Genomic DNA, 15,131 nt, shown 5'->3' with positions numbered 1-15,131 from the left:
ACAACAGCTAAGGATAAAAATACCCTGGAGGGGTTCCCGAGTGGCCAAAGGGAGCAGACTGTAAATCTGCCGGCTCCGCCTTCGATGGTTCGAATCCGTCCCCCTCCACCATATTCTCTCTGTTGAAGAGAAACGCTTGGTTGTTCGTGTTGGGAAAACAACAACTAAGGATAAAAATACCCTGGAGGGGTTCCCGAGTGGCCAAAGGGAGCAGACTGTAAATCTGCCGGCTCCGCCTTCGATGGTTCGAATCCGTCCCCCTCCACCATATTCTCTCTGTTTAAGAGAAACACTTGGTTGTTCGCGTTGGGAAAACAGCAGCTAAGGATAAAAATACCCTGGAGGGGTTCCCGAGTGGCCAAAGGGAGCAGACTGTAAATCTGCCGGCTCCGCCTTCGATGGTTCGAATCCGTCCCCCTCCACCATATTGAAAAGCCAGCTCATTGAGCTGGCTTTTTTCATTCTGTTAATACACCACTTTCTACGCTCAAATCTGCGACGACTGGGATCACTCCCAACTCCCCCCTGCTAACTCATGACGCTTATCAATCCGTTACGACTACCGGGCGGGGAGCAGTGATAGTGTATTTCAAACCACCTTATTGATCCCCCTTTCCGGATGACACTTGTGTAGAAACCGCTGCCTGGCTAATCTCCCGCCGTGATCATTGGCCGAAGATCTGCCCAGTGCAGCCGTCACTACTATCAGTATCTCTGTCACTTCTCAGTCGTGACGCCTGACAACACCAGATACAAAAAATCCCGCCATAAGCAGGATTTTGACTAAGACTAAACTGAACGGCGGAATGTTACCCTTGAATACCGACAATCAACCAGGGTGCATTAGGTACTGTCAGATCTCGCTCCAGATGCCAGATATCTTCAATATTTTCTTCGATACCTTCAACGGCGTCGCGGTAACGACCGCTGAACTGCAGGCTTAGCTGCGCTTTGCTCGCATCATGATCAGCACGAACGATTTCTGCATCTACATACATGACATCGGTATGTTGGTCACCCTCAAGTTTAGCTCGTTCCGCTTTCAGATCATCAAGCAAGCTTGGTGAAACATACTCTTCAATCGTCTCTAGCTGGTTATGGTTCCAGGCACCTTGTAAAATACGGTAGTGTTCACGCGCGCCATTAATAAACGCCGCTTGATCAAAACCTGGTGGGTAATTGTGCGGTACATCCGTCTGCGCACCAAAACCACCCACCGTGGCACCTGGCTGCTGTTCAAAATTCTGCATGTTCGGCTGCTCAAACTTCGGGCTGTTACCACCAAATGCTGGTTGCTGGCGGTACTGGTTCATGCTGCTCTGTTTGGCCCCCAGCATCCCCCGCATCAGTTTAAAGATAACAAAAGCAATCAAACCTAAGATCAGAATATCCATAAACTGGATACCCTCAAACGCACCACCGAAGAAAGCCGCGAGTAGGCCCCCGGCCAGAAGTCCTCCCAGCAGGCCTCCCATTAAACCTTTTTTGCCAGAACTTGGCTTAGCAGCCTGGTCTTTACCAATCGTGTTGGTGTTTTGCTGTTGCTGTTTTGGGGCAGGAGCGGTTTTATAGCTCTTACCGAAAGATTTGCCACCACCAAACTTCTTCGCTTCCGCAATCGGTGTCACCGAGACCGTAAACATCAGTAAGGCAACAAGAGAAAATAGACGTTTCATCGTTATCCTTTTTCGTTGACGAAAAATAACTTAGCCTTTGCCAAACGGCCACAACATAGGTTCACGTTGTAGCACACCAAAGACCTTTGTATTTGCATCATACTCGCGTTGCCAACACAATGAAACATTCCGCCGACAAAGACATGTATCAGAATATTGCGAATTGAGTCATTACCCGGAATTAGTTTTATTGACGCCAATTACCCAGCTGCTAGTATATTGAACATTGTTCAATATACTGCATTAAATTATGGCGCGTAGAAACGATCACACCCGGGAAGAACTGATCAAGCTGACCTTAGATACCGTAAAATCCTTTTTAGCGGAAAACTCCTATCATGAGCTAAGTCTGCGTAAAATCGCCAGCATGATTGGCTATGTACCCAGTACTCTGGTCAACATTTTTGGTAACTACAACTTATTACTGCTTCACGTGGTTGCACAGACTCTGGATGAGCTTTCACAACAAGCACAACAAGCTACCTCACAATGTCAGAACGAAAAGCAAGCGCTGTTCAAACTTGCACATTGCTACCACGACTTTGCCCAGCAGCATCCCTACCGCTGGCAGCTGGTCTTCGAGCACAATATGAATGGGGCAAAGCTGCCTGACTGGCATGCCCAGCGCATCGATAGCATGACCGCAATGCTGGAAGAGCTGCTGGCTCAGCTGGCACCACAACGCACCGCATCTGAAGTACTACAAGCCAGCCGCGTACTGTGGGCCGGTGTACATGGTATTACCCTGCTGAGCGTGGATGATAAGTTTTTCACCACTGAGCCCATCGATGGCAAGGCGCTGATTGACAACCTGCTCTCCAACTATCTCATCAACTGGTAATCAAGGACTAGTCATGCCACCTGACGGCAAAACGTCGTTGCTAACTCAAAGAAAGTTCCTGCCCTATTTTGTGACTCAGTTTTTTGGTGCTTTCAACGACAATATTTTCAAGAATGTTTTACTGCTGTTTGTGGCATTTGCCGGGGCTGGCGCGTTGCCAGTCTCAAGCAACTTGTTCATCAATCTGGCAGCAGGCCTGTTCATCCTGCCCTTTTTCCTTTTTTCCGCTTCGGCTGGCGTATTAGCCGATAAATACGAAAAATCATGGTTTATCCGCAAAGTGAAGCTATTTGAAATCGGCATTATGCTGCTGGGTGCGGTGGGTTTTATGACCGAAAGCTACGGCATCTTATTACTGCTGCTGTTTCTGATGGGCACCCAATCAGCTTTCTTTGGCCCGGTCAAATATGCTTTACTTCCTCAGCAACTGAGTGAAGAAGAGCTGGTACCCGGAAATGCCTTGGTTGAAGCCGGTACCTTTATTGCGATTTTACTTGGCACCATCGGTGCCGGAATGATCGCCTCCGCAGCTAACGCCAAGTATGTTGCCGCAGCCAGCGTTGTCATTTTCGCCCTGCTGGGTTACTTCTCCAGTCGCATGATCCCTTATGCCAAGGCCAGCGCTCCGGGGCTGAAATTTCGCTGGCAACCCTACCAGCAAACCAAGCATACCCTGGCCATTGCCCGCTCTGACCGGATTGTTTTCCAGTGCATCATGGCGATTAGTTGGTTCTGGCTCCTGGGTGCCGCCTACCTGACCCAGTTCCCGAATTTTACCAAGCTGCACCTCAACGGCACCGAAAGTGCGGTGTCGTTTCTGCTTGCGCTATTTTCCATTGGCATCGCCGTCGGCTCGCTGCTGTGTAATAAACTCTCGAACCATCGTATTGAAGTTGGCATCGTACCTATTGGCGCACTGGGGATCACGGTGTTTGGCTACCTGATGTCAACGTCGATACCGGCCGAGTTGCCATACTTCGATACCTTTCTCGCCTTTGTCCGGTTTGATGGCTTATGGCCGCTGTTCTTCTATCTGCTGATGATTGGTGCTTCTGGCGGCCTGTTTATAGTGCCATTGTATGCCCTGATGCAACACCGGGCTAAGGTTACCGAACGGGCACAGGTGATCGCCGGGCTGAACATTTATAACTCATTGTTTATGGTCGGCAGCGCGCTTCTGGGCATGGTGTGCCTGGGGGTACTTGAAATGAGTATTCCGCAGCTATTCACCTTATTGGCCATTTTGAACTTATTAGTCGCCACCTACCTTTTCCTGCAAGGCCCGATGTTTGTGGTGCGCTTTATGGTCTGGGTACTCACCCACAGCATTTATCGGGTTAAACATAAAAACCTTCACCACTTACCGGAACATGGCGGGGCACTGATTGTCTGCAATCATGTCAGTTATATGGATGCGCTGCTGCTCAGTGCGGTATGTCCACGACTGATCCGCTTCGTAATGGAGGAAAACTATGCCAACTTACCGATTTTAAGACACTTTTTGCGCCGCGCGGGTGTGATCCCGATTTCCGCCACCAGCCGGGGCTCTATCCGCCGCGCCTTCAGTGACGTCGAACAAGCGCTCAGTGAAGGGCACATTGTGTGCATTTTCCCTGAAGGATGCCTGACCGCTGACGGTGAGATGAACCCGTTTATGCGCGGTATTGACATCATTCTTCACCGTAGTCCCGTTCCGGTGATCCCGATGGCACTAAAAGGGCTGTGGGGCAGCTTTTTCAGCCGGGCCAAGGGAAAAGCATGTTGCCATTGGCCAACCCGTTTCTGGTCAAAACTGGAAATTGAAGCAGGAGAACCGGTACCACCCGGCGATGCAACTGCACAAGTGATGTTTAAAAAAGTCCGCCAACTGCGCGGTGACTGGCGTTAACCTGAGAACGATAAAGACGCTCATTTGAATCTGTGTTCAGATATTCTGAACGCAGGTTCAAATCATTAAGACTTTCTGATCCTAGGTGATGCGTTATACTCGGCGTTTTCTTCCTGACGGCGAACTTTCTCTTGAGCACGAAATACTTACCCTTTGGACTGGCGCTGCTTTTTTGCCTGACTCCTTATGCCACCTCACCCATCGCCCTAATCATTGGCTTTCTACTCACCAGCCTGGGCTTAGTCCCGACCGCATGGTCGCTGACCTCGATAACCAAAAAATTGCTGTCGTACTCGATTATCGGCCTCGGATTTGGTATTCACTTTCAAGAGGCTCTGGCGGTCACCGCTGACGGCATTGGCCTTATCGTTGCCACGATTTTGGGCACACTAGTGTGCGGCTATCTGCTGGCAAAAGCCCTCAGATTAGACCGCCATACAGCCTATCTTATCTCAACGGGCACCGCCATCTGTGGCGGAAGTGCCATTGCCGCGGTGGCACCGGCCATCCGGGCGAAAGATGAACACATTGGCCTGGCGCTGGCGACAGTGTTTATGCTCAACTCACTTGCATTGTTTCTTTTCCCTGTCATTGGCCATGCTCTGGGTTTAGATCAACATACATTCGGTACCTGGGCAGCCGTCGCCATTCACGATACCTCCTCAGTGGTAGGGGCCGCTTCTGCGTACGGCGAGGAGGCTCTCACCACTGCGACGACCTTAAAACTGGCCCGGGCCCTGTGGATCATTCCTGTCGCATTGGTAAGCAGTGCCCTGTTTACCGCCAGCAACACCCCAGACGGCAAACGTAAACTTGCTATCCCCTATTTTATTTTCTGGTATTGCGCTGCCATTGGGGTCAGTGATGTGTTACCGCAATGGGAAGTGGTATATAACATGGTGTTTATGCTGGCAAAACAAGCGCTGGTGGTGTGTCTGTTCTTGATTGGTTGCAGCATTTCGCTAGCCAGGCTCAAATCTGCGGGAGCAAAACCACTGCTGTTTGGTGTCTGCCTGTGGATTAGTGTTTCGCTGACCTCGCTGACCTGGCTTCTGCTGAGCTAGCTCTCCGGGCCGCCATGCTTGCCGTATTACGGTTTCTGGTGGTGCTCTGTCGGCTGAGTAACTGGCGTTGGCTGCCGTCCACTTTGGTATGCCAGCGCCAGGGCAACGGCGACCAAAAACGCGGTCAGCTCTGCCAGCGCACGGGCCAGACCCGCACTGCTTAATGCAACTCCTATTTGCACAATCACCGCTGCAATCAGTACCAGTTTCAACATCCTTCGCCTTATAACTTTCCCTGAGATTTGGAAGCATAAGTATGATCCAAGGTTATGATGAAACGAAATTCCCTTTCCGTCTATTACATGACGAAATGAACTAATCTTTGCGGCTTTGCAGCCATAGCTTAACGGCTTGGCGCGAAACTTTAATTCCAGCCGATGATAACGACTCTGGCAGGACGTGATACGCTACCGGCCACTTGAACTTCTCTAATTTATCCTGCAAGAAACACTCATAATCCGCTTTAGTGCGCAACCGCTTGGTTTGCAGTACGGCTACCGGACGCTGACCATATTCCTCGTCACTGACCGGTACGATGATGGCTTGAATCACATCCGGATGTTGGTTCAACGCGGCTTCAATTTCCTCACAGTGGATATTCTCTCCCCCCGAGATAAACTGATTATCCACGCGGCCGATGATTTTCAGCTCGTTATCCTGCCACTGGCCTAAATCTTTGCTGTCAAACCAACCGTCATCATCCACCAGCGGTGTTAGCCGGCCTTGGTAATAATATCCAACTGCCAGTGTCTGACCACCGATATAAATACGTCCGGCCGCCAGCCTGACACGACGATTAGGCAACACGTGCCCCGCATTACTCAGTTGGTCTACCTGCTTTGCGGTGACTGTCGAGGCCGCCTCGGTCATACCATAACCTAGCCAGGTCTCGATCCCTTGCGCCTTGGCTCTTTGTGCTAACGAATGGGCCACATGGCTGCCGCCAAGCAGTACATGGGTTAACGACAGCGGCGCAGCCTCATCCAACAAGCGTTTTAGCTGCGTTGCCACCAATGACGCGTGAGAAACACCGCAAATATCAGCGGCCAGATTACCGGCCCCGACTTTCAGCGTCGCACCGGCATACAGCCAGCGATAAACAATCGCCAGTCCGGACACATGGTAAAGCGGTAAAGACATCAGCCATGTGTCATGCCGAGTAAATGATAACTCGGTTAGCAGCCCCTCTGCCGAGGCAAAATGCTGCCTGTGGGTATGGGCGACGGCCTTCGGCGCGCCGGTCGAGCCAGAGGTAAACACAATCGAGGCTAAGGCATCATGGTGATACTGTATAGCCGGCTGACAAGACGGGTAGCTGGGCCACTCCGGACATTGTGGCACGGACAGGAAATGCGCATTGTAAGAAGCAAGCTCGTTCGCCGCATAGGCCTTGGCACACTCACCAGCTAACCAGACAAAACGTTGCTGCACTGGCTGATAGAGTGTCTGTAACTTACTCTGCAGCGCCTCACAAGGCTGGGGCATCGTCACGGCTGCAATGGCTCCTAGTTGCTGAGCAGCGAGATAAAACAGCACGGTCTCCGGTTGGTTCTTCCCAACCAAAGTCACGACATCGCCGGCCGCAACGCCTTGATCAGCCAAGTAAGCACTATAGTAATCGATACACGCGGCTAACTGTTGCCAGTTAAGGGTCAGCGATGGCGTTTTAAGCGCAACAGAAAAAGGGCTCTGCTGAGCCCAATAATGCCATGCACCACCAGAGTGATCAGTTAGGCTGAATGCCACACCAGCTCCTGTTCAGTTAATGACATAACCGGTAAATTGCACCCCGGCCAGCCTTGTTCTAACTGAGCTTTAAACAAACCAATCGTATCCAGACCCGGCACTTCATCAGGCAACTGCCATTTGGCAAACCGCGCCAGTTGATTCAGGCCCAAGCTGGATTCAATACTCGAGCTGATCACGGCCTTGATACCCATCGCTTTTGCTTTCTCAATTAACTGCGTACAGAAAGCCACCGAGCCGATCAGGGTCGGTTTGATGATAATGGTCTTGACCCCGGTCAGATCCGACAGACAAAAGTCTTCTCTGCGCACTGCGTCCTGCAGCGTTTCATCCCAGGCAATCGCAATACCGGTATTAATAGCAAAAGACAAGCTGTCACCCGGAGACTGGCACGGCTCTTCAAGAAAGCTGATCCGTTGGCGTAGCGAGGGGGCAATGTATTTAGCAAACTGCTGCGCCTTTTCCGGCGTCCAGGCACGATTGGCATCCAGACGCAGCGTCAGCTGTGGAATTGATTCGAGAAATAAATTCACCAGCATACCATCGCGGATCGGCTCGTACAGCCCAACCTTGATTTTGGCGACCTTTTCGCCTTCCATCTCATGCAGCTTAGGGATCAGTTCGTCGGGATCACCGCTACACAACGGCGCGGCCTGATATTTACCTTCTCTCGGTAACCCGCCTTGCAACTCCAGTTCCGCCATCGATAAACCGAACGCAACCGAAGGGTACATATGCCGGAAATCGATCTCCAGACCCGCGACCCAACGTTCGGCCTGTGACTGCAACTGGATACCCGCTTCTTCGGTTGTTTCCAGGCTAAAACCGACTAACGGTGCGATTTCGCCCCGCCCGACCGCATCTCCCTGCGTCAGCTCAACAATATAGCCGATACGTTCGGTGAGTTTGTTATCACGTAACACAACGCCACTATCCATTGGCAGACAGTAACGATAAATCTTAGCTTTACGCATAATGACATGTCCTATTTAAGACATAGTTAAACGATGGAGAGGAACAAACCCGTTCCTCTCGGGTACAAGGTTATCCGGACTATGGGTTACGAGGGAACTTATCGAAATCAGGACGACGTTTCTCATTGAAGGCATTGCGCCCTTCCTGTCCTTCATCAGTCATATAAAACATCATCGTCGCATTACCGGCCAGCTCTTGCAGGCCTGCCTGACCATCACAATCCGCATTCAGGGCGGCTTTCAGGCAACGCAGCGCCATCGGGCTGTGCTGAAGCACTTCACGGCACCAACGTACCGTCTCTTTCTCCAAATCCGCCAGTGGTACCACTGTATTGACCAGGCCCATGTCGAGCGCTTCTTGTGCATCATAAAAACGACACAGGAACCAGATTTCACGCGCTTTTTTCTGCCCTACAATACGTGCCATGTACGAAGCACCCCAACCGCCATCAAAAGAACCTACTTTCGGCCCGGTTTGGCCAAACTGCGCATTCTCAGCGGCAATGGTCAGGTCACACATCATGTGCAACACATGCCCGCCACCCACAGCCCAACCGGCAACCGATGCGATCACCGGCTTGGGACAGGTACGGATATCGCGCTGGAAATCCAGCACGTTAAGGTGATGGGTACCTTGCTCATCTTTGTAGCCGCCATAGTCGCCGCGGATCTTCTGGTCACCACCGGAGCAGAATGCAGCTTCACCCAAGCCGGTCAGGATGATCACCCCAACTTTGGCATCATAACGTGCGTCTGCCAGGGCATCGATCATCTCTTTCACGGTTTGCGGACGAAATGCATTGCGTACCTGAGGACGGGCAATAGTAATTTTGGCGATGCCATCTGCAGATTTATGGAAATGAATATCCTCGTATTTCCCGCTGCAATCCTTCCATTCAACCGGAGCGTAAAGTTCTTGTTCAGAAATGCCTACTGTTTTTGCCATGGTGGTTCCCATTGTTCTGGTTATTCTCACTGCCAAAGTGAGAAAAAATAATGTCATTAACTTGCGCCGCAAATATCAGGGGCTGCTCTTGATGGACGTTATGTCCTGCCCCGTCTACTTGACGGTATGCCAAACCACTACTCTGGGCGATTTGGCTGAATTTGATGTCCTTCCCGCCGCAAATGTATTCTATCGGCAGTGACTGCTGGCGCAGTTGCGGTAATAAATCGTCTTGCTTCGCCAGCGATGTCGCCAGCAACATTTTCGCTATTGAAGGGCCAAGATTATCACTTCGCTTAGCGATCAGAGTTTGTCTTTGCTCATGGTTTAGTGAAGAAAACACGGTTTGCTGATACCAGTCGGCTAAAACCCGTTCAAGCGGCTCATTGGCGAAACGCCCGGCCCATAAGGTATCGTTTTTCCAACGAGCTGCTTTGTCTGACTCTGTTTGTAGCCCGAAGTTTCCTCCTTCGATCACTGCAGCGCGAATATTGAGATGTGCAAAGCATTGCCGGGCTATCCCATGCATGATCACCCGGCCGCCCAGCGAATAACCAACCAGTACTAACGGTGCAGAGGCAGGTAAGGTGGCAGCAAGGGACGCCTGTAATTGCTGGCAACAATCATCAAGGCTGTCACAGCCGATATGACGGCTTAAGCCATGACCGGGAAGATCAATGGTCAGTCGGTCGAACTGCTCAAGTTGCCTCAAGCAGTCTTGCCAGTCCGGCCCACTGCCCAGTAAGCCGTGCAAGAAGACCAGCGAGGGCCGCTCGTGCCCGGTTTCGCCTTTCCGCTTACCACTCGCGGGGTAAAAATCACAATGAAGCATGCAACTGCTGCTGAAACTGTTTCAGCTCTTGTGCTGCCTGATGAGGTGGGGTCTGTACCTCAACGATTAGCGTGCCTGTACCATGCTGTAAGTGTTCACTTACTTTAGCCTGATACTCAGACAACATGACCGGCTTGTAATAAGCCAGATGAAATTGTCGTGCGGCATACTCAAATGTATAGCCATGCGGCATCTGGTAGTAGGTTTGTTTTTGTTCTTGCGGTACTGGTAGCAGATCAAAAATCGCCCCGCCGTCATTATTGGTGATCACAATCACCACCGGCTGCGTTGATTGGCTAAACAGAGCCAGCGAGTTTAAATCATAGAGCGCTGATGTATCACCAATAAACATCAGCATCGGCTTCTGTCTGCTTCTCTGTATACCATTCGCGGTAGCCAGCAGCCCATCAATTCCGGAAGCTCCGCGGTTAGTAAACACTTCCTGACCACTAAGCTGGGCAAACATATCTATCAGCCGGACAAACAGACTGTTACCTAAAAACAAATCCGCATCTCCCGTACGCTGTGCACAGTCGATGGCCAACATCTGTTCACTCAACCCATTATCCCGAGACTCATCCATCCGGCTCTGCGACAAGCGGTGAACTTGAGTTATCACTGGCAGGAGATCGTCAGCCCAGCCGGCATGCAGCGCATCAGGGAGACCGGCCCGTGCGATCCAGCCAGATGGCGCTTCTGCCCAGTGCAACTGGGGAAGATGGTGTTGATTATTGCGTTCCAGTCGCTCAGAAACAAACCAATAGTCACTGGCAGAGGCCGTCTGGGTGAGGTGGCGTGCCAACCACTGGTTGAGACGCTTAGAAATGATCCGGCTACCAAACTGCACAACCAGATCGCATTCGGCCAACTTCGCACACAACTTCGGCTGTTGCAGCCATAAATCATACTGCGCCCACGACGAACTGACGCCACTTTGTGGGTCAGCCAATACCGGCCAGCCCATCTGCTCGGCAAACGCCAACGCGGCTTGTGCTTGTACCAGCGGCAGGCTGCCGATCACCACCAGACCTTTTTTATGCTTAAACGCCGGTACACCCGCAGAGGTTACCGCCGCTAAGCGCTGGCAGTACGGTTGCCCGCTCTCTCGCCAGGCAGCAACCGCATCACGATACGCTTGGTGTGCACTATTTTGCGCATCGCCATACAGCGGCTCCGGAAAAGCGCAGTTGATGTGCACCGCACTGCCATGTAACTGCTGGGTAAACATCACTTCATCGACCGAGGTCAGCAACCAGCTTAGCGGTGTCGATAACGTGGGACTGGGCAAGTTGAGACTGGCTGAGACATGACTGGAGAATATCCCCTCCTGCTCTATAGCCTGATTAGCCCCGCAACCAACCAGTTCAATCGGCCGGTCTGCAGTGAGCACCACCAGTTTTTCACCGGTTAACTTGGCCTCGGCTATCGAGGGGAGCAAGTTCGCCACCGCCGTTCCCGAAGTGACAATAAGCGCCACCGGTGCCGCGCTGGCTTTGGCTAAACCGAGAGCCAGAAAACCCAGTCCACGTTCATCAAAGTGGGTATGGAGCTTAACACCGGACTGCTGAGCCGCTTCCAGGGTTAACGGGGCTGAACGGGAACCCGGGGCAATACAAATGTGCTGCACCCCGAAACGCTGTAACTCGGTCAACAAAGTTTGGGCCCAGATACGATTCAGCCCCGCCTGTTCTGGGTTCATGATGCAACGCCCAGTGGCGGGTGGTCGGAGATCAAAGTTAACAAGGTTGACATTTTTTTATTCAGCTCGGCCCATTCATGCTCAGCAACCGAGCCCGGCACAATCCCCGCTCCGGCAAATAACTGTAGCTGCTCTCCTGCAACCAGAGCACTGCGAATCGCAACACAAAACTCAGCACGTTCACGGCTAAAATAGCCGACCGAACCGGCATACCAGCTGCGGGCAAAAGGTTCATTATCGCGAATAAATGCCATTGCGGCCTTACGGGGTAAACCCGCCACGGCGGCCGTTGGCTGCAACGCCGAAAGCAGTTGTTCCGCATTAATACCTGACTGTAACCGGGCATGGATACCACGCTTCAAATGCTGGACTTTGCGCAGCCGAACCAGTCTGGGCTCCTGCTCGACCTCCACCGTCTCAGAGTGCGGGGCCAGACGTTCAATAATATCATCAACCACATACTGGTTTTCATTAAGGTTTTTGGGGTCTTGGGACAGCCAGTTGGCCAGCTCCATATCTTGACCGGCGCTGTCGCCCCGGCCGATGGTGCCGGCCAGCGCTTCAGTATTCAACTCCTGACCAATCCGGGAATACAAGCGCTCAGGCGTTGAACCGACAAAGCTGTGTTTGCTGTCAAAACTAAACAGAAAATGAAAACTGTGGTGATTGCTGGCATGGCTGGCTTTAAGCAACTGGGCAGCACACAGGGGTGAATCTAACTGTACGGTCGATTTTCGGGCCAGTACTACTTTTTTAAACGCCTTGTCTTGTATCCCCTGTAATACCTTGTCTACCAGCGCACGCCACTGAGGCTGCGCAGGACAGTGTTCAACTGCTTTGATGTGGGCTGAAAGCGGTGGCAATACCGGCACTTCTCCCACCAGCTTATTGAGCCCGGCGATAGTACGCGATTTATCGGTATTGACATTAACCGCCAATGACCATTGCTGATCAAAGCGGATCAGCTCAATTTTCGGTAAGAAAAAGAATGACGGCATGCAACGGCGATTTTTTGTGCTCTGGCCATCAAATGAGCGGCCGCCCCAGATACGCTGACCTGCACCTAAAATAGCGTAAGCCGGACCGGGTTCCACAAATGTATGCAGTTGCCCCAGAGCCACCACTTCTTCACGCGTGTCGCGCGATTGCCAATAAAATTTGGGGAACAGTGGCTGAGCTTCAAGCCAATCGATAAACGAGAACGGCGGCTTCGCCGCTAAGGGTTCAACTAAGCGTACTTGATTGTCGTCAGCAAATTGAATGCGCTCGATTAGTCTGCTGATGGCTTGATGGAACTGTGACAAATCAACCTCGTTCATGTGAGGACAAAAGATAACTGATGGCTACTCTATGTTTAGACCCTATGCAAATCAAGGTCGTATGCGATCTTTTACAAAACCCTGTGATAAATGGCGAGCTAAAAACTTACCTGAACGGCGAATATTTACAGATTTTTATTCTAATAAATGACTATTTATTGTATTTTAATAAAGTAATTAACGAAAATTCAGGAATCACACAATGCAAAATATCGGGATGTCGTCCAAACTCGATAATGTCTGCTATGACATTAGGGGTCCTGTACTCAAACATGCTAAACGCATGGAGGAAGAAGGGCATAAAATCCTTAAGCTTAATATTGGTAACCCTGCCCCGTTTGGTTTCGACGCTCCTGATGAAATTTTAGTCGATGTCATCCGTAATCTGCCAACTTCTCAGGGTTATTGTGACTCGAAAGGGATTTATCCCGCGCGTAAGGCTGTTGTCCAGCACTACCAGCGTAAAGGGATCCGCTCGCTTGACGTCGAAGATGTCTACGTTGGTAATGGGGTTTCCGAGCTAATCGTGATGGCCATGCAGGCATTGCTTAATGATGGTGACGAAATGCTGATCCCATCGCCGGACTATCCGCTGTGGACTGCCGCCGTCGCCCTTTCGGGGGGGAACCCTGTTCACTATATGTGTGATGAACAAGCCGACTGGTATCCGGATCTCGATGATATCAAGCGCAAAATCACCCCGAAAACCCGCGGGATTGTATTGATCAACCCAAACAACCCAACCGGTGCTGTTTATAGCCGTGATTTCCTGCTCGAAGTCATCGAAGTCGCCCGTCAGCATAAACTGATCATCTTTGCCGACGAAATTTACGACAAGGTTCTTTACGATGGCGCGACCCACACCTCAGTGGCCACACTGACCGACGATGTATTGGTGATGACCTTCAACGGCCTGTCAAAAGCGTATCGCGTATGTGGATTCCGCGGTGGCTGGATGTTCCTGACCGGCCCGAAACATCAGGCACTGGAATACATCAATGGCCTGGAGCTGCTCTCCTCGATGCGCCTGTGTGCCAACGTACCGATGCAACACGCCATCCAGACCGCACTGGGCGGCTACCAGAGCATCAATGAACTGATTTTGCCGGGGGGCCGTTTGCTCGAGCAACGTAACCTCGCGTATGAACTGATCAACCAGATCCCCGGCGTGTCATGTGTCAAACCCAAAGGCGCGATGTATCTGTTCCCGAAAATCGATACCAAGATGTATAACATCCACGACGACCAAAAGATGGTCCTGGACTTCCTCAAGCAGGAGAAAGTGTTGCTGGTTCAGGGTTCTGGATTCAACTGGCCAAAACCGGATCACTTCCGTATCGTCACCCTGCCACATATTGAGGATCTGGAAACCGCTATCGGACGCTTCGAACGCTTCCTGACCACCTACCGCCAGTAGTAATTTATTTCGATCTCTCATATGCTTAAAGGAGCTCTTAATCGAGCTCCTTTTTTATTATAAAAGTTATTCCAATCTCAAATTGTACTGGATTGCCTTTAGTCAATACCCGGCAAGCCAGACTGGCAGTTGAGGAGAGAGCAATGAAAGAAAGTCATTTTTTTGCCCACCTGGACCGGATGAAACTCATTCAGCGCTGGCCCTTGATGCGTTCCATCTCACCAGAAAACGTTTCTGAGCACAGCCTGCAGGTCGCTTTTGTTGCCCACGCGCTGGCTCTGATCAAAAACAAAAAATTTGGTGGCCATTTAAACCCGGAGCGTATTGCCCTGCTCGCGATGTATCATGACTCCAGTGAGGTCCTGACTGGCGATCTGCCCACCCCGGTGAAGTATTACAGCCCCGAGATAGCCAAAGAGTACAAAAAGATCGAAGCGGCTGCCGAGCAAAAACTACTTGCTATGCTGCCGGAAGAGTTTCAGGATGATTTTGCACCGTTTCTCCTCTCTCACTCAGCCCACCAAGAAGACGCTAAGATTGTGAAACAAGCTGACTCGATTTGCGCCTACCTGAAGTGTCTGGAAGAGCTGAGCGCCGGTAACCATGAATTTGCCCTAGCCAAGAAACGTCTGGACATCACCCTGCAAGAGCGTAAAACACCGGAAATGGACTATTTCCTCACTACCTTTGCCCCCAGTTTCGAGTTGTCACTGGACGAAATCAGCTGAT

13 protein-coding genes and 3 tRNA genes are annotated in these 15,131 nt (G+C 51.2%); 8 read left to right on the top strand and 8 right to left on the bottom strand.

From position 1 onward, the window contains the following. The first annotated feature begins 26 nt into the window (after positions 1-26). The 3 genes from P2G85_RS07745 (at position 27) to P2G85_RS07735 (ending at position 425) form a co-directional block, all read left to right on the top strand. A tRNA-Tyr gene (locus P2G85_RS07745) sits at positions 27-111 on the top strand. A 72-nt stretch (positions 112-183) separates the two neighbouring features. Next, positions 184-268, top strand: a tRNA-Tyr gene (locus P2G85_RS07740). A gap of 72 nt (positions 269-340) precedes the next feature. Continuing rightward, positions 341-425: transfer RNA gene (locus tag P2G85_RS07735), tRNA-Tyr, on the top strand. A gap of 384 nt (positions 426-809) precedes the next feature. Here the strand turns inward: P2G85_RS07735 and P2G85_RS07730 are convergent. Next, positions 810-1,676, bottom strand: coding sequence for a Tim44 domain-containing protein (locus P2G85_RS07730; protein WP_275863525.1), 867 nt, complete (start codon positions 1,674-1,676; stop codon positions 810-812). Between the two features lie 250 nt (positions 1,677-1,926). On the opposite strand from P2G85_RS07730, the gene P2G85_RS07725 reads away from it, so the two are divergent. From P2G85_RS07725 to P2G85_RS07715, 3 genes are all read left to right on the top strand, one after another. Continuing rightward, positions 1,927-2,517, top strand: coding sequence for a TetR-like C-terminal domain-containing protein (locus tag P2G85_RS07725; protein WP_275863524.1), 591 nt, complete (start codon positions 1,927-1,929; stop codon positions 2,515-2,517). 13 nt (positions 2,518-2,530) lie between these two features. Then, positions 2,531-4,405: an MFS transporter gene (locus tag P2G85_RS07720; RefSeq protein ID WP_275863523.1), complete on the top strand. Its 1,875-nt coding sequence runs from the start codon at positions 2,531-2,533 to the stop codon at positions 4,403-4,405. 131 nt (positions 4,406-4,536) lie between these two features. After that, entirely contained in the window at positions 4,537-5,469 is a 933-nt protein-coding gene (locus P2G85_RS07715) for a putative sulfate exporter family transporter (RefSeq protein WP_275863522.1), read from the top strand. A 26-nt stretch (positions 5,470-5,495) separates the two neighbouring features. On the opposite strand, the gene P2G85_RS07710 is transcribed toward P2G85_RS07715, so the two are convergent. From P2G85_RS07710 to P2G85_RS07680, 7 genes are all read right to left on the bottom strand, one after another. Beyond that, on the bottom strand, positions 5,496-5,684 hold the full coding sequence (locus tag P2G85_RS07710) for a hypothetical protein (protein WP_275863521.1): 189 nt from the start codon (positions 5,682-5,684) through the stop codon (positions 5,496-5,498). A gap of 100 nt (positions 5,685-5,784) precedes the next feature. Continuing rightward, entirely contained in the window at positions 5,785-7,215 is a 1,431-nt protein-coding gene (menE, locus tag P2G85_RS07705) for an o-succinylbenzoate--CoA ligase (RefSeq protein WP_275863520.1), read from the bottom strand. Further along, positions 7,200-8,189, bottom strand: coding sequence for an o-succinylbenzoate synthase (gene menC / locus P2G85_RS07700; protein ID WP_275863519.1), 990 nt, complete (start codon positions 8,187-8,189; stop codon positions 7,200-7,202). Before menC ends, menE begins: the two co-directional genes overlap by 16 nt. A gap of 79 nt (positions 8,190-8,268) precedes the next feature. Continuing rightward, complete coding sequence (gene menB, locus P2G85_RS07695; RefSeq protein ID WP_275863518.1) at positions 8,269-9,135, bottom strand: 1,4-dihydroxy-2-naphthoyl-CoA synthase; 867 nt, start codon at positions 9,133-9,135, stop codon at positions 8,269-8,271. Continuing rightward, positions 9,110-9,967 carry a 2-succinyl-6-hydroxy-2,4-cyclohexadiene-1-carboxylate synthase gene (menH, locus tag P2G85_RS07690; RefSeq protein WP_275863517.1) on the bottom strand — a complete coding sequence of 286 codons (858 nt, stop codon included), beginning with the start codon at positions 9,965-9,967 and terminating at the stop codon, positions 9,110-9,112. Before menH ends, menB begins: the two co-directional genes overlap by 26 nt. Then, positions 9,954-11,666 (bottom strand): 2-succinyl-5-enolpyruvyl-6-hydroxy-3-cyclohexene-1-carboxylic-acid synthase, encoded by a 1,713-nt coding sequence (menD, locus tag P2G85_RS07685; protein ID WP_275863516.1) that lies wholly within the window; start codon positions 11,664-11,666, stop codon positions 9,954-9,956. The genes menH and menD overlap by 14 nt, the downstream gene beginning before the upstream one ends. Beyond that, the gene (locus P2G85_RS07680; RefSeq protein ID WP_275863642.1) at positions 11,663-12,970 is read right to left on the bottom strand and encodes an isochorismate synthase; all 1,308 of its coding nucleotides are present in this window, start codon (positions 12,968-12,970) and stop codon (positions 11,663-11,665) included. Before P2G85_RS07680 ends, menD begins: the two co-directional genes overlap by 4 nt. Before the next feature lie 217 nt (positions 12,971-13,187). Here P2G85_RS07680 and P2G85_RS07675 point away from each other — a divergent pair, with 217 nt between their 5' ends. Both P2G85_RS07675 and yfbR read left to right on the top strand, forming a co-directional pair. Beyond that, complete coding sequence (locus P2G85_RS07675) at positions 13,188-14,402, top strand: pyridoxal phosphate-dependent aminotransferase (RefSeq protein ID WP_275863515.1); 1,215 nt, start codon at positions 13,188-13,190, stop codon at positions 14,400-14,402. 143 nt (positions 14,403-14,545) lie between these two features. Continuing rightward, entirely contained in the window at positions 14,546-15,130 is a 585-nt protein-coding gene (yfbR, locus tag P2G85_RS07670; protein WP_275863514.1) for a 5'-deoxynucleotidase, read from the top strand. Position 15,131 lies beyond the last annotated feature (1 nt).

The sequence above is a fragment of the Vibrio sp. CAU 1672 genome (genome assembly GCF_029223195.1).
GTDB lineage: Bacteria > Pseudomonadota > Gammaproteobacteria > Enterobacterales > Vibrionaceae > Vibrio.
This window is presented reverse-complemented; position numbering and strand designations above follow the sequence as displayed.

What these genes read in the sequence shown, in the direction of transcription:
- P2G85_RS07710 (WP_275863521.1), bottom strand. Translation starts at nt 5,684, where the DNA reads ATGTTGAAACTGGTACTGATTGCAGCGGTGATTGTGCAAATAGGAGTT.
- menC (WP_275863519.1), bottom strand. Translation starts at nt 8,189, where the DNA reads ATGCGTAAAGCTAAGATTTATCGTTACTGTCTGCCAATGGATAGTGGC.
- yfbR (WP_275863514.1), top strand. Translation starts at nt 14,546, where the DNA reads ATGAAAGAAAGTCATTTTTTTGCCCACCTGGACCGGATGAAACTCATT.
- menB (WP_275863518.1), bottom strand. Translation starts at nt 9,135, where the DNA reads ATGGCAAAAACAGTAGGCATTTCTGAACAAGAACTTTACGCTCCGGTT.
- P2G85_RS07725 (WP_275863524.1), top strand. Translation starts at nt 1,927, where the DNA reads ATGGCGCGTAGAAACGATCACACCCGGGAAGAACTGATCAAGCTGACC.
- P2G85_RS07720 (WP_275863523.1), top strand. Translation starts at nt 2,531, where the DNA reads ATGCCACCTGACGGCAAAACGTCGTTGCTAACTCAAAGAAAGTTCCTG.
- P2G85_RS07730 (WP_275863525.1), bottom strand. Translation starts at nt 1,676, where the DNA reads ATGAAACGTCTATTTTCTCTTGTTGCCTTACTGATGTTTACGGTCTCG.
- menD (WP_275863516.1), bottom strand. Translation starts at nt 11,666, where the DNA reads ATGAACCCAGAACAGGCGGGGCTGAATCGTATCTGGGCCCAAACTTTG.
- P2G85_RS07675 (WP_275863515.1), top strand. Translation starts at nt 13,188, where the DNA reads ATGCAAAATATCGGGATGTCGTCCAAACTCGATAATGTCTGCTATGAC.
- menH (WP_275863517.1), bottom strand. Translation starts at nt 9,967, where the DNA reads ATGCTTCATTGTGATTTTTACCCCGCGAGTGGTAAGCGGAAAGGCGAA.